The sequence below is a fragment of the Myxococcus sp. SDU36 genome (assembly GCF_030168875.1).
Taxonomy (GTDB): domain Bacteria; phylum Myxococcota; class Myxococcia; order Myxococcales; family Myxococcaceae; genus Myxococcus; species Myxococcus vastator.
Genome location: NZ_CP077414.1, coordinates 6,898,663 through 6,918,067, shown reverse-complemented (window position 1 = coordinate 6,918,067; position 19,405 = coordinate 6,898,663). Strand labels below are relative to the sequence as shown.

Here is a 19,405-nt window from a genome sequence, read left to right as displayed (position 1 = left end):
CATGTTCGAGACCTTCGACAGCGGCCCGGACGTCCAATCAGCGCGGCGGTTCGCGCTCTCCACTACGGCGTCCGTCGCCGTGTTCGCGCTGATGGGCATCGCCGCCATCACCGCGGCCGGCAAGGTGACGGAAGTCATCAAAGAGAAGAAGGGCACGGACGTGGTGTTCCGTCCGCCCCCTCCTCCGCCCCCACCCGTGGTCGAGGTGAAGCCGCCGCCTCCGCCCCCACCTGCTCCCAAGCCGAAGCTGGCGCCCAAGCCCGCACCGCCCGCCGCCGCGAAGGCGCCGCCGCCCACCGTGGCCCCCGCGCCCATCGTCGTTCCCAAGGAAGTGCCGCTGGAGAAGCCACCCGAGTCGGCGACGGAGACGGTGGCCGCCGCGCCCATCGCCGTGGGTGGCACCGGCGCGCTCGTTCCTGGCGGCGTGGTGGGCGGCGTCCCCGGCGGTGACACGCTCGCCGGCGGTGGCGGCCGTGTCGCGCCCATCAATCTTCCCGAGTCCGGCACGCCGCCGGAGCCCCTGTCCTCCAACCTCACGCCGGAATACCCCTCCGCGGCCCGCTCCAAGGGCCTGGAAGGCCTGGTCATCCTCAAGGGCGTGGTGGGCGTGGATGGCCGCGTCACCCAACTGAGGGTGATGCGCGGCGACGAGCCCTTCGCCAGCGCGGCCATGGCCGCGGCGAAGACGTGGCGCTTCAAGCCCGCCATCGTCGGCGGTCAGCCCACGGCGGTGTTCCGCATCTTCAAGGTTCCGTTCCGTCTCAAGTCGTAAGCCGAAAAGGCCTCACCCGCACCTGCCCCCCAGGAGCAACCCGTCATGAACTTCAATCTCAGGGACATCTACAACCACATGGGTGTGTTCGCGCTGGGCATCGCGTGGACCCTCATCCTCTTCGCCGTCGCGTCCCTCGCGGTGTTCTTCGAACGCCTCTTCGTCTTCTTCCGCTCGCGCTCCATCTCCAAGCGCTTCGCGTCCCGCGCCGGCCCGCTCCTCACCCAGCACCAGCACGAGGCGCTGGTGAAGGAGGCGGAGGCCACCAAGGGCAGCCACCTGGCCATGCTCCTGGGCGGCGGCATGAAGCACTTCCTCGCGAAGTCCCGCGTGCCGGCCGGCAAGCTGGGTCCGGTGGAGCTCACGCGCCGTGAGCTGGTGCGCATCAACGAGCGCGTCAGCGCGGACGTGCGCCGCGGCATGTCCGTGCTCGCCACCGTCGGCTCGGTGGCGCCCTTCGTCGGTCTGCTCGGCACGGTGGTGGGCATCATCGAGGCCTTCTCCGGCATCGCCAAGGAAGGCTCCGGCGGCCTGGGCGCGGTGTCCGCCGGTATCGCCGAGGCGCTCGTCGTCACGGCGCTGGGTCTGCTCGTCGCCATCCCCGCGGTGCTGATGTTCAACTTCCTCTCCACCCGCGCCGACTCGCTCCAGCTCTCCCTGGACGCCGCGCGGAGCGAGTTCATGGACTACCTGGAGGACCTGGGGCCGCAGAAGCCCGCCGCCACCAACGGCGCCGCGGTGGCCACGGGCCCGGAGCTGGCTGCTCGCAAGGAGTCCCGCGATGTCCACCCCGCGTAGGAGCCTGACGCCGGAGATGAACGTGACGCCCCTGGTGGACGTCGTGCTCGTCCTCCTCATCATCTTCATGGTCGTCACGCCGCAGATTGAGTCCGGCGCCGCGGTGGAGCTGCCCACCGCGACGAACCCGGACAAGGAGAACAAGGAGCTGACGCCCACCACGGTGAGCCTGTCCGCCACCGGGGCCTTCTACCTGGACCGCAAGGAGTTCAAGCGCGACGCGCTCATGGCCGAGCTGAAGGCCGTGCGCGCGAAGGACCCGGACTCGCCCGTGGTGCTCAAGGCCGACCGGGGCGTGCGCTACTCCGAGGTGCGCGGCCTCTTCAAGGCGATGCAGGAGCTGGGCTTCCCCGGCATCAACCTGCAGGTCGTCGACAAGCCGAAGAACTAGGAGCGCACGCCATGGCATTCGACCTCGGAGGCGGGAAGGGCGGCATCCGCCCGGCGATGAACGTGACGCCCCTGGTGGACGTGGTGCTCGTCCTCCTCATCATCTTCATGGTCGTCACTCCGCTGATGACGAAGCAGATGTGGATGACGGTGCCCGCCAAGGGCGATGACCCGGAGGCCGCTGCGCCTCCTCCCGATGCAAAGCCACCCGTGGTGCTCACGGTGGACAAGTCCGGCGTGCTGCGCATCAACCGGGAAGAAGTGCCCCGCGACCAGGTCGTGGCCCGGCTCCAGCGCATGCTCAACGCGCGCCCGGACAAGATTGTGTTCTTCGACGCCAGCGATGACGTGCCGTACGGCGCCGCCATGGACGTGCTGGACCTCGCGCGAGGCGGGGACATCACTGTCGGCGTGCTGCCGGACAAGCTCGCGGATTGATGCAGTGCCGCGGCGGACCGTGACACCGAGTTTGCGGTCCGCCGCCTGAATCGTCACAGCCCCTTCATCCAGATGCCATGCGTGTCGCGTTCTCTACGCACACCTCGGTAAGGAGTGTCGTGTTGTCTCGCACCGCCCCCCTGCGCGCCTTCGTGGCCGCGCTTGTCATGACAGCTACGCCCGTGTTCGCACAGGCGCCCGGCGTTCCGGGCCCGGCTCCCGCTCCCGCGGTCGACCCCGTCACGCAACCTCTCCCCCAACCCGAGGAAACCCAACCGCCGCAGCCGACGGACACCGCGACGCAGCCGTCTGGGATTGCCGCTCCGGCCACCGCGGCGGAGCCTTCCGCGCAGCAGCCGGGCACCGAGGCCGACCCCACCGCGCAGCAGCCGGGCACCGAAGCGTCGCCGACGGCCGCGCAGCCCGGCACCGAGACCGCGCCCACCGCTCAGCAGCCGGGCACCGAGGCCGACCCCACCGCGCAGCAGCCCGCGGCGCCCGCCGATGAGTCCATGGAGGGCATGAGCGACGAGGCGATGCTGGCCGAGTCCGCCGTTCCGCCCCCGGGCTTCACCGGCATCCACGGCCGCGTGACGGACGAAGCCAGCGGCGAGGGCCTCATCGAGGCCACCGTGAAGGTCGTGACGGGCGCCCAGAAGCAGGTGCTCACCGACCTGGACGGCTTCTACCGGGTCGCGCTGCCGCCCGGGAAGTACGACCTGCGCGTCTTCTATGACGTGTACCAGGGCCGCCGCATCACCGGCGTCGTGGTGTCGAAGGGCAAGGCGACGAAGCTGGACATCGCGCTCGGCGCGGACGAAGGCGCGGTGCAGGAGGTCGTCGTCGAGGCCCGCGCGGACCGCCGGGCCGAGGGCGCGCTGCTCCAGGAGCGCAAGAAGGCCGCCGCCATGTCGGACGCCATCAGCGCGCAGGAAATCGCGCGCACGCCGGACTCCAGCGCCTCCGACGCGGTGAAGCGCGTGGTGAGCGCCACGGTGGTGGACGGCCGCTACGTGCTGCTGCGCGGCCTGGGGGGCCGCTACAGCACCACGCTGCTCAACGGCGCGCTGCTGCCCAGCCCCGAGCCGGACGAGCCCAGCGTCCCGCTGGACATCTTCCCCACCAGCCTGCTCGCCAACCTCAACGTGGTGAAGAGCTACACGCCGGACCTGCCCGGCACCTTCGGCGGCGGCACGCTGCTCATCGAGACCAACTCCTACCCGAGCGAGTTCGAGCTCAGGCCGCGCATCACGCTGGGCGGCGACTCCGTGACGACGTTCCGCGAGCGCAACAGCCAGGCCCAGGGCGGCTTCGGCGAGGCAATGGGCTTCCCCAGCGCCAGCCGCCAGCTCCCCGGCGCGATTCCGCGCGACACCCAGCTCGGGGCGTCCGGCGAGTCCCTCGAAGTGCTCACGCAGCAGTACCGCAGCTTCCCCAACATCTGGGAGGCCCGCCGCACCACCGCGCTCCCCAACATGGGCCTGGGCGTGTCGGTGGGTGACACCCTGCGCTTCGGCAACAGCCGCCTGGGCTACCTGGCCAGCGCCAACTACGGCCACCGCGACGGCGTCCAGGAGGGCACCTTCGCCCGCGCCTCCCGCGACGAGACGGACACCCTCTACGCCTTCGAGTCGGCCAACAACACCCAGGGCTTCGAGACGGCCAGCCTCAGCGGCCTGGGTAGCGTGGGCTTCCAGATTGACCGCGACAACGAGCTGACCTGGTTCGGCCTCTACACCCGCGGCACCGACACGCGCACGCACACCGCGGCCTCCACCAACATCATCCGGACCGAGCGCGCCGAGAGCACGCGGCTCCAGTTCGTCAGCCGCCAGCTCTTCTTCAACCAGCTCCGCGGCTTCCACCGCCTGGGGCTGCTGGGTGACGCCGAGCTGGACTGGCAGGCCAACGTGTCCCGCGTCGACCGCGACGAGCCCGACACCCGCGACACGCTCTACAGCAACAACTTCAACGTCCCCGGCACGGTCCCCACCTTCCCCAACCAGCCCAACAGCGGCGAGCGCTTCTTCGCCGAGCTGGGTGAGACGTCCACGGGTGGCAGCCTCAACGTCACCGTGCCCTTCTCCGCCGTCAAGCTGAAGGCCGGTGGGCTCGCCCAGGTGTCCTTCCGTGACTTCGGCGCGCGCCGCTTCCGCTACCTGCTGGGCAACACGCCCGTGGACCGCAGCCTCCCGCCCGAGCAGCTCTTCGCGCCGGAGAACATGGGCACCAGCATCAACGTGCGTGACTCCACCCGCGCCGACGACGCGTATGACGCGTACCTGGGCATCTTGTCGGGCTACGTCTCCGCGGACATCCAGCCCCTGGAGGCCCTGCGCCTGGTGGGCGGCGTGCGCCTGGAGACCTCCAACCAGGTGCTGACGCTCAAGGACCCGTTCACCGGCGCCTCCGGCGTGGAGAACCGCGCCGACTACGCGAACCTGCTGCCGGCCCTCAACGCCATCTACGCGCTCACCCCGACGGTGAACCTGCGTGGCGGCTACAGCTACACGCTGGCGCGGCCCACGTTCCGCGAGCTGGCGCCCTTCATCTACTTCGACTTCGTGCGCCGCCGGAACGTGTCCGGCAACCCGGAGCTGGAGCAGACGCGCATCCACAACGTGGACGCGCGCGTCGAGTGGTTCGCGGGTGAGAACGAGGTGCTGGCCGCCAGCGCCTTCTACAAGCGCTTCGAGAACCCCATCGAGCGCGTCATCAACAACCCGGAGGCGCAGGACCTCAGCTACAGGAACGCCGCGGGCGCGGACACCTACGGCCTGGAGCTGGAGGCCCGCACGTCCCTGGCGCGCGTCACCGACGCGCTCCGTGACGTGCGCGTGGGCGCCAACCTCACGCTCATCCGCTCCGAGGTGGACCTGGGTGACGCCAGCGTGGTGGGCGCGCAGACGAACCGGCGGCGCCCGCTCCAGGGCCAGTCGCCCTACGTGGTCAACTTCAACGTCGGCTACCAGCGGCCCGCGAGCGGCACCGAGCTCACCGTCCTCTACAACGTCTACGGCCCCCGCATCAGCGAGGTGGGCGTCCAGCGGCTCCCCGACGTCTACGAGCGTCCCTTCCACCGCGTGGACATCTCCGTGGCCCAGCAGCTGGGCTCCGCGCAGCTCAAGCTCACCGCGGCCAACCTCTTCAACTCCTCCGTCACGCTCCGCCAGGACTCGGTAGTCGTGCAGTCGTACAAGCCTGGCGTTGCCTTCAGCGCGTCGTTGGGCTGGTCACTTTAACCCGCGAAAGGAAGCACTCCCATGAAGCGCCTCTTTGCATCCCTCCTGACGCTCTCCGCCCTGGCCTTCACCCCCGCCTGCGGCGACGACGATGACAACACGCCCCCCGCCCCGCCGCCGCCGAGCACCACGGAGGACGTGTCCGCCAACATCACCCAGGACACCACCTGGAAGGCTGGCCACACGTACACGCTGAAGAACTACATCTTCGTGGAGAGCGGCACGCTCACCATCGAGCCGGGCGCCCGCATCCTGGGTGACCAGGGCAGCGCGCTCGTCATCACCCGCAACGCGCGCATCCACGCGGTGGGCACGGCCCAGGCGCCCATCGTCTTCACCAGCTCGCGTCCCGTGGGCAGCCGCGCGTCGGGCGACTGGGGCGGCGTGGTCCTCCTCGGCAAGGGCCACGTCAACGTCGCTGGCGGCGAGAACACCGTGGAGGGCTTCTTCGCCTCCGCGGGCAACCCGCTGACCCGCTACGGCGGCGGCGCCACCCCCGACGGGTCGCACGACTGCGGCAAGCTGAACTACGCGCGCATCGAGTTCGCTGGCTTCGAGCTGGCCGAGGACAACGAGCTCAACGGCCTCACCGTGGGGGGCTGCGGCAGCGACACCGACCTGAAGTACATCCAGGTGCACCTGGGCGCGGACGACGGCATCGAGTTCTTCGGTGGCTCGGCCAACCTGTCGCACGCCGTCGTCACCCAGGCGGATGACGACTCGCTGGACTACGACCTGGGCTACAACGGGAAGATCCAGTTCTTCATCGCGCAGCAGAACGCGGTGGTGGGCAACTTCGGCATCGAGGCGTCCGGCAACCGGAACGACAACGCGGCCACGCCGCGCTCCACGCCGGAAATCTGGAACGCGACCTTCATCGGCTCGGGCCGTCCGTCGGGCACCAGCCCGGTGCAGGCGGGCATGGTGTTCAACACCGGCGCGGGCGGCAAGCTGAACAACATCATCGTCGCCCACTTCGCGGACTTCGCCGTGGACGTGAGCGGCACGGCCTCCGCGGCCCTGTGGAACGCGGCCACGCCCGAGCTGTACCTGCGCAACGCGTTCTTCTGGAGCAACCGCGGTGACACCGCCTCCATCCCCGCGGTGCCGAACCCCACCGTGGACGCGGGCGGCAACGTCACCAACCCGGACGTGTCCAACTTCAGCGAGCCGGAGAAGGTGCTGGCCTCCGGCCTGAACAACCGCGTGGTGGACCCGCAGCTCACCGACGCGCTCAACCTGACGGCGCCGAACTTCATGCCGGTGGCCGGCTCGCCCGCGCTCAACCCGGACTCCGCCGCCACGCCGCCGGCGGGCTTCGACACCTCCGCCCGCTTCGTGGGCGCGGTGGGCACCACCAACTGGCTGGCCGGCTGGACGGCCTTCCCGCAGAACTGACGTCCCCACGCTGAGCTGAGCCGGGCCCCTCCACCGAACGCGGGTGGGGGGCCCGGTCCCATGGCCCGGTCGAGTGCGGCGCGCGGAGGGGGGCTCCGGCGACGGCACCCGGCCGGGCCGTGGCCTTTGCAGCGCCCCCGGAGCCTCCTGGCGTCCCTGGGCCCACCGCCCCGCGCGGCCCGCCCTCGCGGGGTTGTCATCCCCGGCGGCTCCCCCAACGTTTCTCCGGTGGCGGGCCCGACTCCTGCCTGCCCAGGAGGAGCCACCGCCATGCGTGACACGATTCAGCAGCCAGGAGCCCGCTCTCCCGCTGTGTCCCCACGCGGCGGAAGCCAGCGGTGGAGCCCATTTCGCCGCGACGGCCAGCGCACCTCGGAGGAGCGCCTCCCGCAACTCGTCTCCGCGCTCGCGGGTGGCGCCCTGCTCACGCTGGGCCTCCAGCGCGGCAGGCTGGGCGGCGTGGCCATGGCCCTGGCCGGTGGCGGCCTGCTCTTCCGCGGCACCCGGACCGAGCAGGCGCCTTACGTCCGCAGGCACGGCGTCGTCGTCCGGAAGCTCCGCCGGCAACGCGGCCGGGACGCCACCGTCGAGCTGACGGTGCTCCAGCGCTCCATCACCATTCAAGGCACGCCGGAGGCGCTGCATCGCCGCTGGCTCGACGCGGAGACGCTCAGCCAGGTGATGGGACACTTCGCCGACGTCACGTCCTCCGGCGAGGGCCTGCAGCACTGGAAGGTCCCGGGCGTGCTCGGCAAGGAGTTCGAATGGCACGCCCAGGTGGTGGAGGAGCGCCCCGGTGAGCTGCTGCGCTGGCAATCCGTGGGGGACACGGCCCTGCCCAACGAAGGCTGGGTGCGCTTCCGCCCCGCGCCGCGGGACTGGGGCACGGAGGTGACGCTCCGCTTCGTCTTCGACCCGCCGGGCGGCGTCCTGGGCGAAAAGGCCGTGCAGTGGCTCGGCGCCGTGCCCGCCGCGCTCGCGCTCATGGCCCTCAAGCGCTTCAAGAGCCTCGTCGAGTCAGGCGAGATTCCCACCACCCGGCCCAACCCCGCCGCTCGCGAGGGCGGCTACGCCTCCTGAGGAACCTGCCCATGCGCGCACTCTGCTGGAACGGCATCAACGACCTGGGCGTGGAGACGGTGGGGGACCCTCGCATCGTCAACCCGCACGACGTCATCCTCCAGGTGAGGATGTCCACCACCTGCGGCTCCGACCTCCACTTCATCGACGGCGACATCCCGACGATGCGCAAGGGAGACGTCATCGGCCACGAGTTCATGGGCACCGTCGTGGAGAAGGGGCCCGCGGTGAAGAAGGTCCAGGTGGGGGACCGCGTCGTCGTCCCATCCTTCATCTGCTGCGGAAGCTGCTGGTACTGCCAGCACGACCTCTGGTCCCTCTGCGACAACACCAACCCCCAGGGCGAACTGCAGGAGCCCCTGTTCGGCTCCCAGACGGCCGGCATCTACGGCTACACCCACGCCTTCGGCGGCTACGCGGGTGCGCATGCGCAGTTCGTCCGCGTCCCTCACGCGGACAACGACTGCTTCCGAGTGCCCGAAGGCGTGACGGATGAACAGGCGCTGTTCCTCTCCGACGCCGTCCCCACCGGCTACATGGGCGCGGAGTTCTGCGACATCCAACCCGGCCAGACGGTGGCCGTGTGGGGCTGCGGCGGCGTGGGGCTGATGGCGCAGAAGGCCGCGTTCCTCCTCGGCGCCGAGCAGGTGATTGGCATTGACCGCTTCCCCGAACGGCTGAAGCTGGCGCGGGAGAAGGTGGGCGCGGAGACTATCAGCTACGAAGAAGTGGACAGCGTCCAGGACGTGCTGAAGGAGCTCACCGGCGGCCGAGGCCCCGACGCCTGCATCGACGCGGTGGGCATGGAGGCGCACGGCACCGGCGTGGGCGCCGCGTATGAGCGCGCGAAGCAGGCGCTGCACCTGCAGACGGACCGGGGCCAGGCGCTGCGGCAGGCCATCCTCGCGTGCCGCAAGGGCGGCATCCTGTCCGTGCTGGGCGTCTACGGCTTCATGGACGCGTTCCCCATGGGCGCCCTCATGAACAAGGGCCTCACGGTCCGCGCCGCCCAGCAGCACGGACAGAAGTACCTGCCGCGCCTGCTGGAGCACGTGGTGAAGGGCGAGCTGGACCCGTCCTTCCTCGCCACCCACCGGTTCTCCCTGGAGGATGCGCCGAAGGGGTACGAGCTCTTCAAGAAGAAGCAGGACGGCTGCGTCCGGGCGGTGTTCCTGCCCAACTGACGCGCCAGTCCTCGCGAGGCCGTCCGGTGGCCGCGACACACCGGGCGGCTTCGTTTATCCGCAGCCCCGCTCAGGCCTCGGACAACATGCCGTTGCCGGTGTGGTGCGCCGCCGCGGCGAGCGCCTCCGGCGTGGACCCGTCCGCGAACAGGGAGGCCCCCGCGGCGGCGCGGGCCTTGGGCGGACGGCCCCGGCGGCGGGGCGCGTTCTCATCGCTCCCCTGCGCCGCGCTCGCGGGGTCCGCCGCCGCGCCGTCAGCCCGGGCGCCCTTGCGCGCGGCACGCGGCAGGTGGATGCCGTCCAGCTTCGCGCTCAGCTCCACGTTCTCCTCGGAGAAGACCCGCGCGTACGCCAGCGCCCGCTGGCCCTTCTGGAGCAGCGCCTCCTGGCTTTCGTGCAGCGCCTGCCGCGCGGACTCCAGCGCCGCCTGCGCGCGCGCCACGGCCTCCGCCTGCTCCCGCACCTGTTCGGCCGCGGCGTCCAGCACCTCGCCGTTCATGTCCGGGAAGCGGACCTCCGCCAGCTCCGTGGTGAACAGCTCGAGCAGCGCACGCAGCGCCGGGGAAATGGGGTCGTTCTCGTTCGAGTCGAACATGCGCGGGCCTCCTGGCTCCTTGCGGGAAGGTGGCCCCTATCTGCCCAGATGTTCAGTGTCAGATCAAGAGGGTAGGCTAAAACAGCACCCCTACTGATCAATCCACGCGCACCAGCGCCGCCTGCTGCAAGCCGTCGTCCGCGCTCACCTCCACGGACAGGTAGTGCCGGCCCACCCCGTCGAACGTCTCCGGAATGGCGCCTCCGCCGCCGACGATGAAGGCGGGGATGCCCCCGTTGGTGAATGAATAATAGGAGTGGATGTGCCCGTAGAGCGTGAGGTCCACGCCCGCGCGCGCCATCTTCCCCATCAAACCCGCGGCCTCGCCCCGGTTGGCGAAGCCGCCGCCGCGCAGGCCCACCGGGTCCTGCGGAGGAACGTGCATGGCCACCACGTGCGTGCCGTCCCGCGAGGCCGCCAGCCACCCCTCCAGTTGCTCCTCCACGCCGGGGTCCAGCGTGCCGTTGCTGGAGTCCACCACCGAGAAGCGCACGCCCTTGAAGACGAAGCTCTGGCTGCCGCGCCCCACCAGCGCGTGGTATTCGGCCGCGTCGCGGGTGAACGTCTCGTGGTTGCCCAGGGTGGCGTACAGCGGGATGCGCGAGCCCGCCTCCAGCCGCTCCTGGAACTCCAGCAGCTCGTCGCGCGTGCCGGACTCCGTGAGGTCACCCGCGAAGAGGATGAAGCGCGCCGCGTCGTCCCGCCGCATGCGCGCGTAGATGTCCCCCACGCGCGGCAGGGCCTCCTGCACGTCCGCCAGCACGAGGAAGCGGAAGGGCTCTGGTGATTCCGAATCCGGCGGCGCCACGGACAGCCGCGCCGTCGTCCCCGCGCGCAGCGCCACGCGCCACACCTTCACCGTGGGCAGCGCCTGGGGAAGGGCCTCCTGCGCCAGCGGCGCGCCCCCCTCCTCCTGGGCCACCAGCACCGCGTCCGGCATCGCGTTGCGCACCGTCACCAGCCAGTCGGACGGCGCCTGTGCGCCCACGTCGATGCGGGCGGTGAAGGCCGGCGCGTTGCCCCACAGCACCAGCGAGCCCGGCGCCAATTCGCGCACCGTCGCCAGCCCGTCCGCCACCGACAGCGTCACCCCGCCCTGCTGCGCCTGTCCCACCTTGGAATCCGCGACGGCGCGGTTCTCCGCGGGCCGCATGCCACAGCCCGACGACACCAGCGCCGCCAGCACTCCCGCCATCACACCCACGCGCATCACCGCTCACCTCCCAGGGCATGAATCAATGACAGCCGGCCCACGAGCGCGCCACCCCCCTGCACCTCCGCGGCGACGCCCCAGTCATCCGTCAGCAGCGCCCGGCCCCGCAGGCCAAAGGCGCCCACGATTCCGCCACCGCGCGAGCGGATGCCGCCCGCGAAGGAGTCCTTGCGGTGGTCGTAATAGAGCATCGCCTCGCCCCGGAAGGGCCCGCCCCGGCCCAGCCACACGCCGTAGCCGAAGGTGAAGAGCAGCTGCTCGTGCAGGTTCCCGTCGCTCACCGCGCCAGGGTACGTGATGGCCTCCGCCGACGTGCCCACGCTGACCTCCGCGAAGGAGCCCGCCAGGGCCGGGCTGATGCGCGACATGGCCAGCCGGCCCCGCAGCGCCACCTCTCCGCTGATGAGCGCGAAGCCCTCGGTGGGGTAGCGGTGGAACTGGCCAAAGGCCTCCACGTCCAGCGCGCTGCCATCCGTGCCCGCCAGCGAGCGCTCCGGCGCGCCCAGCAGCCGCCACGCCCCGCCCAGGCGCACCTGGGTGTTGCCCTCGGACGGGTCCACCCGCACGGCGCCCAGCAGGCGCAGCGAGTCGAAGCGGGCCTGCGCCCCCACCGTGAGGAAGTGGCGGTAGTCGAAGGCCGCGTCATTCACATACTGGTAGCCCACCTCCAGCTCCAGCGGCGGAAGCAGCGGCGGCGCCACGCCCGGGTCGAACGCCGGCGCCGTCACCGCATACAGGTTGGCCAGCGCGGAGATGCCCAGCACGCTGAAGCCCGCCAGCGTCACCGCGTACAGCGGCGCAATGGTGCGCCGCGACGCGCCCGTCAGGGCGATGGGCACCCCGCCCAGCGCGATGAGCCCCAGGCCCGCGCCCTCCATGGCGAAGAGCCGCTTCGCCGTCTGGCCGTCCCCCGCCACCAGGGCCCCCAGCCCGTGGAAGAGCAACCCCGGCACCACCGCCACCGGCACCGCCAGCGGCTTGAAGTCGGGGCGCTCCGGGGGCGGCGGAGGCACCTGCGCCAACGGCTGCTGGGAGGGGCCGACCCGCGCCTGGAGGGGCGCATCCACAGAGACGTCCGGGCCGCCATCTCCACCTCGGGCCGGGCCCGGCGTCGAGAACAGCAGCACTCCACTCAGCCACACGGCGCCCCACCGCGAGCGAAGGGGGAGCTCGGACACCATCGGCGACGCCTCTTTCTCCGTGAGGGACCGGCCGCCCCCGCCCGCCGGCAAGCGCAGGCGGGTCCGCTAGATAACCGCGCTGGGCCCCCGCACGGCAGGCGCCCTGCGTGAAGAATTGTGAAGCCTCACACCTCGGCAACCCTGAAAAACTTTGCACAGAGTGCAATCTGGAACCGAGATTTTCCCCGGAAGGAAGGTATGCTCCTACCCCGTGGCGGAAAACAGCCCTCAGCAATTCGGTAAATACGTCCTCCTCTCGAAGATCGCCGCGGGAGGCATGGCTGTCACCTACCGCGCGCGGATGACGGGCGCGGCGGGCGTCACCAAGCCCTGCGTCATCAAGCAGATCCTCCCGCACTTCGTCGACGATGCGGACTTCGTCGAGATGTTCATCGGCGAGGCGCGCGTGGTGGCCAGCATGAGCCACAGCAACATCGCGCAGATTTTCGACTTCGGTGAGGTGGACGGGCAGTACTTCATCGCCATGGAGCTGGTGCAGGGCCAGCCCCTGTCCAAGGTGCTGCGCCGCGCCCAGCGGATGGGCATTGGCTTCTTGCCGGAGTCCCTGGCGCTCCATGTGGCCAGCAAGCTCTGTGACGGCCTGGACTACGCGCACCGCCACGTGGGCGACGACGGGCAGACGCTGGGCCTGGTGCACCGCGACGTGTCCCCGGACAACGTCCTCATCTCCTATGAGGGCGAGGTCAAGGTCATCGACTTCGGCATCGCCAAGGTGACGAGCGCGGTGGAGGCGAAGACGTCTCCCGGCACCCTCAAGGGCAAGTACCCGTACTTCTCCCCGGAGCAGGCGCAGGGCCGGCAGGACCTGGACGCGCGCACCGACGTGTACGCCGCGGGCGTCGTCCTCTACGAAATGGTGTGCGGCAAGCGCCCCTATGAAGGGGAGTTCGTCACCGTCCTGCCCCGCATCCTCATGGGCGACCGACTGCCACCGTCCGCTCACAACCCCACCCTCAGCGAGGACGTGGAGACGGTCATCTCCCACGCCCTGGCGCTGGACCGCGAGGCGCGCTACCAGACGGCGAAGGACCTGAGCGAGTCGCTGGTGGAGCTGCTCTACCGCGACAACCCGCGCTTCACCCCCACCCTGCTGTCGCAGCTCATGGCGCACCTCTTCCCCGAGGAGCTGGCCGCCGAGGGCCGACGGGTGGAGGTGTCCCCCACCTTCCAGGAGCAGCTCGCCGCCTGGCAGACGGGCGTCACGGAAGCGACCCAGGGCCGCGCGCGGCTCCCGTCCAGCAACGCCCAGCGGGGCTCCAGCCCCGGCGTGCGCAGCCGTCCCGGCAGTGACAGCGGACGCCCTGGCAGCGACAGCGGGCGCCCTGGCAGCGACAGCGGACGCCCTGGCAGCGAAGCAGGCCGCCGCCCCGCGAGGAGCAACCCGGGGGTGCGCCGTCCCACGAGCAGCGGCGTGCGGCGGGTCACCCAGTCCCAGCTCCCCCGCTCCGAGGGCGGCGCCCGCAGGACGTACACCGCCGAGCGCCCCGGTCCCCCCGTGCCGGAGCTGGGCGACGAGCCGAGCACCGACGCGGGCGAAGCGCCCCTCCCCACCCAGGCCGCGCCGCGCGACACCCCCATCGAAGTGCCCGCCGCCGAGGCCGAGGAGCCCACCACCCAGGCGCACCCGGTGGGGACCTGGAGTGGCAAGGGCTACCGCACCACCGTGGACGACGCCCGGGACGCGCTGGCGCGCGAAGAGGCCGCGCGCGTGGCGAAGGGGAAGGAGAAGGCGCGCATCGTGACGATGTCCGTCATCTATGCCGCCGCCGCGCTGCTCCTCGTCGGCGTGTTCTACAAGCTCGTCATCGCGCGCGAGTCCACGTTCGACGACGCGTACGCCTCCACCACCACGCTGTGGCTCGCCTCCAAGCCCGCGGGCGCCACCGTGCGGCTCAACGACCAGGTGCTCAAGGGTGCCACGCCGCTGATGGTGGAGGTCAAGATTGGCGAGACCAACACGCTGGCCCTGACGCTGCCCGGGCACCTGCCCTGGACGAAGCGCTTCACGCCCACGTCGAGCCTGGTGGAGCCGCTGACGGCGGAGCTGAAGCCCATCGCCGCGCCGCCACCACCGCCGCCCGTCGAGGTGGCCGTGGCGACGGCGCCGGAGGAGGACGCGGGCGCAGCGCTGGTGGCGGAAGCTTTCGGCGCCTCGCTGGAGGACGGTGGCGCGGGCGCCCCGGAGGAGGACGCGGGCGCAGCGCTGGTGGCGGAAGTTGGCGGCGCCTCGCTGGAGGACGGTGGCGCGGGCGCCCCGGAGGAGGACGCGGGCGCGGCAACGGACGTGGCCGTCACACAAGACGGGCCCGTGGAGCCGGAGACGCCGCAGCGGACGATGCACGAGGTGGACTACCCCACGCGCGTGCTGGTGCTGCGCCCCCAGTACAACGCCGTCCCCCTGCCCGAATACAACACCGCCAGCATCGAGCTGAACCCCAGCACGACCTACTCGGTGTGGACGCAGGGCAACGCGTCCATGGCCGAAGGCCGACGCACCGCCTCCGGCACGCTGGCCTACCTCATCGAGGGTGACGGGCCGGTGGACAGCAGCTTCGGCCTGCTCGGCACGTCGATGCGCACCATCAAGGGCGCCCGCAAGCTCCACGTCTTCGCGCTGGATGACGGCGGGCCGGACGACAACAGCGGCTCCATCCGCATCAACGTCCGCCAGTCCGCCTACGTGCCGCCGCGCTCGTTCACCTTCGACGCGAAGGAGCACGCGGTGCAACTGAAGCCCGAGCATCAAATGGTGCTGCGCGGCCTCAACCCGCGCTCCACCTACCTGCTCACCGTGCGTGACGACATCGCGGAGCTGCGCCCCGGTGCCAGCGGCCGCGTCCACCAGGTGCTGTGCATGGAGCGCGGGCCAGCGCCCGAATCCGTGCGCGCCACCCACCGCGTCCTCGAGACTGGCAAGCGCTACCAGGTGACGGACACGGAGGACCTGCACTGCACCTTCCCCGACCTCCAGGTGAGCGACAACAGGGGTGCCTTCGAGGTGGACATCGTCGACGTGACGTCCATGAGCCGCAAGGAGCGCGCGGAGGCCCTGAGGGGCTCAGGCCGCTCGGAGCGGTAGCAGCGCGGGGGGCCGGCTCGACAAGGACGGGAAAGGCACGTGGGCGCGGGGCCGAGAGGGCACCGGGCCCACGCGTCTTTCCTCGGGACGGACTCAGATGTCCAGGTTCTGCACGTCCAGGGCGTTGCGCTCGATGAACTCGCGCCGCGGCTCCACCGCCTCGCCCATCAGCAGCGAGAAGATTTCGTCGCTCTCCACCGCGTCCTCCACCCGCACCTGGAGCAGCGTGCGCGTGGCCGGGTTCATCGTCGTGTCCCAGAGCTGCTCCGGGTTCATCTCCCCCAGGCCCTTGTAGCGCTGCAGGCCCAGCCCGCGCTGCGCGTCCTTGCGGACGGCGGCGAGCACCTCCTGCACGGAGAAGACGGTGATTTCTCCCGCATCCACGCGGACCTTGTACGGCGGCTTGCCCAGCGCCACGAAGGCGTCGCGCAGCGCCGTCAGCTCCACGTACTCCGGCGACGACAGGAAGGCGTGGTCGAACACCGACTCCCGCATGGCGCCATTCACGTCGGTGTGGAACACCAGCTTCTTGGTGTGGTGCTCGGGGTCCTGCACCAGCTCGTGGCGCACGCGGCCCAGCACGTCCGGCATGCGGCGCTCGAAGGTGTCGTAGGCGGCCTTCACCGCCGTCTCCAGGGCCGCCTCGTCCGTCAGCGTCTCCGCCGACAGCCGCGCGCCCTGCACCAGCGCGTCCACCACGCGCGCGTCCCGGCGCTTGGCCTGCTTCTCCAGGCGCGCCTCGTACGTAATCACCTTCTCCAGCAGCGCCTTCAGCTCCGCGCCGCCCAGCTCGCCCTCGGGCGTCAGCACCCGCGCGTGCTCGGAGGCAATCTTGAGCAGGTACTCGTTCAGCGCGGCCTCGTCCTTGACGTACTGGTCCTTCTTGTTGCGCGTGACTTTGTAGAGCGGCGGCTGCGCGATGTAGAGGTAGCCCTTCTGCAAGAGCTCCGGCATCTGCCGGAAGAAGAAGGTGAGCAGCAGCGTGCGGATGTGGCTGCCGTCCACGTCGGCGTCCGTCATCAGGATGATGCGGTGGTAGCGCGCCTTCTCCGGGTCGTAGTCCTCCGCGCCGATGCCCGTGCCCAGGGCCGTAATCAGCGTCACGATTTCGGCGCTGGTGAGCATCTTCTCGAAGCGGGCCTTCTCCACGTTGAGAATCTTGCCGCGCAGCGGAAGGATGGCCTGGTTGCGCCGGTCCCTGCCCTGCTTGGCGGAGCCACCTGCGGAGTCACCCTCCACGATGTAGAGCTCGCTCTCGTTCGGGTCGCGGCTCTGACAGTCCGCCAGCTTTCCGGGGAGCCCGCCGCCGTCCAGCACGCCCTTGCGGCGCACCGTCTCACGCGCCTTGCGCGCGGCCAGCCGCGCCCGGCAGGCGTCGCCAATCTTCGCCACGACCTTCTTGGCGACCATGGGCGTCTCTTCCAGGAAGGAGCCGAGCTGGTCGTTCACCATCTGCTCGACCAGGCCCTTCACCTCGCTGTTGCCCAGCTTCGTCTTCGTCTGCCCCTCGAACTGGGGGGTGGTCAGCTTGATGGAGATGACGGCGGACAGGCCCTCACGCGCGTCCTCGCCGGTGGGCGTCTCCTTGAGGTCCTTCCAGAGGCTGCCCTTCTCCGCGTAGCTGTTGAGCGTGCGCGTCAGCGCCGCCTTGAAGCCGGACAGGTGACTGCCACCCTCGTGGGTGTTGATGTTGTTCGCGAAGGTGTAGATGCGCTCGTCGTAGCCGTCATTCCACTGCATCGCGATGTCGAGCGCGACGCCCTCGCGCTCCGTGCTGAAGGCGATGGGCTTGTCGTGGAGCGTCTGCTTCGACTTGTTGAGGTACTCCACGAACGAGGAGATGCCTCCGTCGAACTTGAAGTCGTGCTCCTTGTTCGTGCGCTCGTCGCGGACGGTGATGTGCAGTCCGGCGTTGAGGAAGGCCAGCTCGCGCAGACGCTGGCTGAGCGTGTCGAAGTTGAACTCCACCAGCTCCATCACCGTGGAGTCCGGCTTGAAGGCGATGTACGTGCCGCGCTTGTCGGTGGTGCCCACCTCGCGCGGCGGCGAGTCCGGGATGCCCTGCGCGTACGACTGCTCGTAGACAGCGCCGTTTCGCTGGACGCGGACCTTGAACCACTCCGAGAGGAAGTTGACGCAGGTGACGCCCACGCCGTGGAGGCCGCCGGAGACCTTGTACGCGCCGTTGCCGAACTTGCTGCCGGCGTGCAGCTCCGTGAGGACGACCTCCAGGGTGTCCTTGTTGGGGAACTTGGGGTGCGGGCCCACGGGGATGCCGCGCCCGTTGTCCTGCACGCTCAAGGAGCCATCCACGTGGATGACGACCTCGATGTCGGTGCAGTGCCCGGCCAGCGACTCGTCCACCGCGTTGTCGACGACCTCGTACACGAGCTTGTGGAGCCCGTAGGTCATCGTGTCGCCAATGTACATGCCGGGGCGCTTCCGGACCGCCTCGCGGCCCTCGAGCTTGGTGATGCTGTCCGTCCCATACTCCACGGGCGGCGGAGCAACCGCCGAGCCGGTAGCGGGGGTCTTTTCCATGTGAAGCTGTCCTTGGGAAAAGGAGCCTTGCAACAGGTCCGTGCGTACCACTTCAAGGCACGTCGAACAAGGTTAACGAGGACTCGCAAGGCTGCGTAAACATTCGTGAAATCCGCCTGGCCGCCTGCCTGGGAGGCGGCCCCCGGAAACGGGGTGTTCAGGCATCGAAACGGGGCGGCGGGAGGCGGTCCTCCAGCGCCGCGAACAGCTCGTCGAAAACAGCCCTGCGGGCGAAGAGATGCCGGGTGACGAGCACTCGGCCTTCCTCCTTGAGGAACAGGGCGAGCACGCTCCCCTTCCGGCCAATCCGGCGCACGTGGTCAATCTGCCCCCAGTGCAGGTCCAGCGCCTTCTTGCTGAAGGGCCGGGCCACGCGCACGCCCCGCGCGTCCACCGTGACGCCCCAGCCCGTGCGGGGCCGCAGGCGGTGGAAGGACACCAGGAAGGTCAACATCAGCCCCGCGGAGACGCCAGCGCGGGCCACGGCCTGCACACCCCCTGCGTCACGGGCATCCGCCAGGGCCCAGGCGGTGAGGACGGCCAGCACGCAGGCCCCCGCGAACAGGGCGATGCGGGTGGCGCGAGGGTCGAAGGCGTAGAAGCGCGGGCTGCTCATGAGTGCCCCCGCACCCTAATCCTCCCTGCGCGCGGGTGCGCGGTTTTGAGCGCCGCGTCTGTTCTCCGCCGGGCGGAGCGTGCCCTACGCTCCCAAGCCCCATGACGAATGCCGAGCTGTCCGCGCGCCTGCTGTCGAACGTCATCGCCTTCAAGCACCTTCAGCGGGAGCGGGGCACGCTGCGGCACCTGGGCCTGCCGGGCGTGGACGCCTTCTGCCTGCCGGAGCACCCGGAGCACGCGCGGGCCCAGCAGGTCTTCTTCCACGACGCGGGGGCGCTGCGCGACGCCCTTCCCGCCCTGACGGACTTCTACCGGCGCCTGGACCTGCCCGGCTGGCGCGTGGTGCTGCCGCCCGGAGACCCCGAAGCCCGGCGGGTGCTGGAGGCCGCCGGCTTCGGCCCCGACGCGGTCCGGATGGACGCCATGGGCCTGGCGCTGGGGGACGTGCCCGACGTCCCTCCGGACATCTCCCTGGAGGTCTCCGAGACGCAGGACGACATGGTCGCCATCAACAAGCGCACGTGGGGCCAGTTGGGGCGCCAGCTCGACGTCTGGCTGCGGCCGCCGCGGCTGCCCGTGCACACGCTGGTCGCGAAGGCGGCGGGCGTTCCCCTGGCGTGTGGTCTGGCCCGGGACGTGGGTGACACCGCGGGCATCTACATGGTGGCCACGGTGCCCGAAGCCCGGGGCCAGGGGCTGGCCGCGCAGGTGATGCGCGGGCTGCACCACCAGGCACGGGCACGGGGGATGACGGCCGCGGTGCTCCAGGCGACACCGGAGGCGAAGCCCCTGTACCAGCGCCTGGGCTACCGGGATTTGGGCGCGTGGGAGACCTGGGGCCGCCCGGGCGCCTGA

15 protein-coding genes are annotated in these 19,405 nt (G+C 70.6%); 10 read left to right on the top strand and 5 right to left on the bottom strand.

What is annotated here, in order from left to right:
* The first annotated feature begins 1 nt into the window (after position 1).
* The 8 genes from KGD87_RS28150 to KGD87_RS28115 all read left to right on the top strand — a co-directional run bounded on the left by KGD87_RS28150 (position 2) and on the right by KGD87_RS28115 (position 9,302).
* Positions 2–772 (top strand): energy transducer TonB, encoded by a 771-nt coding sequence (locus tag KGD87_RS28150; RefSeq protein ID WP_284664014.1) that lies wholly within the window; start codon positions 2–4, stop codon positions 770–772.
* A gap of 45 nt (positions 773–817) precedes the next feature.
* Positions 818–1,570: a MotA/TolQ/ExbB proton channel family protein gene (locus KGD87_RS28145; RefSeq protein WP_284664013.1), complete on the top strand. Its 753-nt coding sequence runs from the start codon at positions 818–820 to the stop codon at positions 1,568–1,570.
* Positions 1,554–1,961, top strand: a complete 408-nt coding sequence (locus KGD87_RS28140; RefSeq protein ID WP_284664011.1) for an ExbD/TolR family protein — start codon at positions 1,554–1,556, stop codon at positions 1,959–1,961. Before KGD87_RS28145 ends, KGD87_RS28140 begins: the two co-directional genes overlap by 17 nt.
* 11 nt (positions 1,962–1,972) lie before the next feature.
* On the top strand, positions 1,973–2,398 hold the full coding sequence (locus KGD87_RS28135) for an ExbD/TolR family protein (protein WP_176423308.1): 426 nt from the start codon (positions 1,973–1,975) through the stop codon (positions 2,396–2,398).
* Positions 2,399–2,475: 77 nt separating this feature from the next.
* The gene (locus KGD87_RS28130; protein WP_284664009.1) at positions 2,476–5,640 is read left to right on the top strand and encodes a TonB-dependent receptor; all 3,165 of its coding nucleotides are present in this window, start codon (positions 2,476–2,478) and stop codon (positions 5,638–5,640) included.
* A 21-nt stretch (positions 5,641–5,661) separates the two neighbouring features.
* Complete coding sequence (locus KGD87_RS28125) at positions 5,662–7,038, top strand: beta-helix domain-containing protein (protein WP_284664007.1); 1,377 nt, start codon at positions 5,662–5,664, stop codon at positions 7,036–7,038.
* Between the two features lie 270 nt (positions 7,039–7,308).
* Positions 7,309–8,118: an SRPBCC family protein gene (locus KGD87_RS28120; protein ID WP_284664005.1), complete on the top strand. Its 810-nt coding sequence runs from the start codon at positions 7,309–7,311 to the stop codon at positions 8,116–8,118.
* Positions 8,119–8,129: 11 nt separating this feature from the next.
* Complete coding sequence (locus KGD87_RS28115; protein WP_284664003.1) at positions 8,130–9,302, top strand: zinc-dependent alcohol dehydrogenase; 1,173 nt, start codon at positions 8,130–8,132, stop codon at positions 9,300–9,302.
* Positions 9,303–9,372: 70 nt separating this feature from the next.
* On the opposite strand, the gene KGD87_RS28110 is transcribed toward KGD87_RS28115, so the two are convergent.
* The 3 genes from KGD87_RS28110 to KGD87_RS28100 form a co-directional block, all read right to left on the bottom strand.
* On the bottom strand, positions 9,373–9,897 hold the full coding sequence (locus KGD87_RS28110) for a hypothetical protein (protein ID WP_176410720.1): 525 nt from the start codon (positions 9,895–9,897) through the stop codon (positions 9,373–9,375).
* Between the two features lie 97 nt (positions 9,898–9,994).
* Positions 9,995–11,107 (bottom strand): metallophosphoesterase family protein, encoded by a 1,113-nt coding sequence (locus tag KGD87_RS28105; RefSeq protein ID WP_284664001.1) that lies wholly within the window; start codon positions 11,105–11,107, stop codon positions 9,995–9,997.
* Complete coding sequence (locus KGD87_RS28100) at positions 11,107–12,291, bottom strand: hypothetical protein (protein ID WP_284663999.1); 1,185 nt, start codon at positions 12,289–12,291, stop codon at positions 11,107–11,109. The genes KGD87_RS28105 and KGD87_RS28100 overlap by 1 nt, the downstream gene beginning before the upstream one ends.
* Before the next feature lie 211 nt (positions 12,292–12,502).
* Here KGD87_RS28100 and KGD87_RS28095 point away from each other — a divergent pair, with 211 nt between their 5' ends.
* The gene (locus KGD87_RS28095) at positions 12,503–15,391 is read left to right on the top strand and encodes a protein kinase domain-containing protein (protein ID WP_284663998.1); all 2,889 of its coding nucleotides are present in this window, start codon (positions 12,503–12,505) and stop codon (positions 15,389–15,391) included.
* A 93-nt stretch (positions 15,392–15,484) separates the two neighbouring features.
* On the opposite strand, the gene gyrB is transcribed toward KGD87_RS28095, so the two are convergent.
* Both gyrB and KGD87_RS28085 read right to left on the bottom strand, forming a co-directional pair.
* Positions 15,485–17,932 (bottom strand): DNA topoisomerase (ATP-hydrolyzing) subunit B, encoded by a 2,448-nt coding sequence (gene gyrB / locus KGD87_RS28090; RefSeq protein WP_284663996.1) that lies wholly within the window; start codon positions 17,930–17,932, stop codon positions 15,485–15,487.
* A gap of 157 nt (positions 17,933–18,089) precedes the next feature.
* Positions 18,090–18,548, bottom strand: coding sequence for a hypothetical protein (locus KGD87_RS28085; RefSeq protein ID WP_284663995.1), 459 nt, complete (start codon positions 18,546–18,548; stop codon positions 18,090–18,092).
* A 101-nt stretch (positions 18,549–18,649) separates the two neighbouring features.
* Here KGD87_RS28085 and KGD87_RS28080 point away from each other — a divergent pair, with 101 nt between their 5' ends.
* Positions 18,650–19,405: a GNAT family N-acetyltransferase gene (locus tag KGD87_RS28080; RefSeq protein WP_284663994.1), complete on the top strand. Its 756-nt coding sequence runs from the start codon at positions 18,650–18,652 to the stop codon at positions 19,403–19,405.

Coding starts and splice junctions, on each gene's coding strand:
- KGD87_RS28080 (WP_284663994.1), top strand. CDS start 18,650: ATGACGAATGCCGAGCTGTCCGCGCGCCTGCTGTCGAACGTCATCGCC.
- KGD87_RS28100 (WP_284663999.1), bottom strand. CDS start 12,291: ATGGTGTCCGAGCTCCCCCTTCGCTCGCGGTGGGGCGCCGTGTGGCTG.
- KGD87_RS28150 (WP_284664014.1), top strand. CDS start 2: ATGTTCGAGACCTTCGACAGCGGCCCGGACGTCCAATCAGCGCGGCGG.
- KGD87_RS28110 (WP_176410720.1), bottom strand. CDS start 9,897: ATGTTCGACTCGAACGAGAACGACCCCATTTCCCCGGCGCTGCGTGCG.
- KGD87_RS28120 (WP_284664005.1), top strand. CDS start 7,309: ATGCGTGACACGATTCAGCAGCCAGGAGCCCGCTCTCCCGCTGTGTCC.
- KGD87_RS28145 (WP_284664013.1), top strand. CDS start 818: ATGAACTTCAATCTCAGGGACATCTACAACCACATGGGTGTGTTCGCG.
- KGD87_RS28085 (WP_284663995.1), bottom strand. CDS start 18,548: ATGAGCAGCCCGCGCTTCTACGCCTTCGACCCTCGCGCCACCCGCATC.
- KGD87_RS28115 (WP_284664003.1), top strand. CDS start 8,130: ATGCGCGCACTCTGCTGGAACGGCATCAACGACCTGGGCGTGGAGACG.
- KGD87_RS28105 (WP_284664001.1), bottom strand. CDS start 11,107: ATGCGCGTGGGTGTGATGGCGGGAGTGCTGGCGGCGCTGGTGTCGTCG.
- gyrB (WP_284663996.1), bottom strand. CDS start 17,932: ATGGAAAAGACCCCCGCTACCGGCTCGGCGGTTGCTCCGCCGCCCGTG.
- KGD87_RS28135 (WP_176423308.1), top strand. CDS start 1,973: ATGGCATTCGACCTCGGAGGCGGGAAGGGCGGCATCCGCCCGGCGATG.
- KGD87_RS28130 (WP_284664009.1), top strand. CDS start 2,476: ATGCGTGTCGCGTTCTCTACGCACACCTCGGTAAGGAGTGTCGTGTTG.
- KGD87_RS28125 (WP_284664007.1), top strand. CDS start 5,662: ATGAAGCGCCTCTTTGCATCCCTCCTGACGCTCTCCGCCCTGGCCTTC.
- KGD87_RS28140 (WP_284664011.1), top strand. CDS start 1,554: ATGTCCACCCCGCGTAGGAGCCTGACGCCGGAGATGAACGTGACGCCC.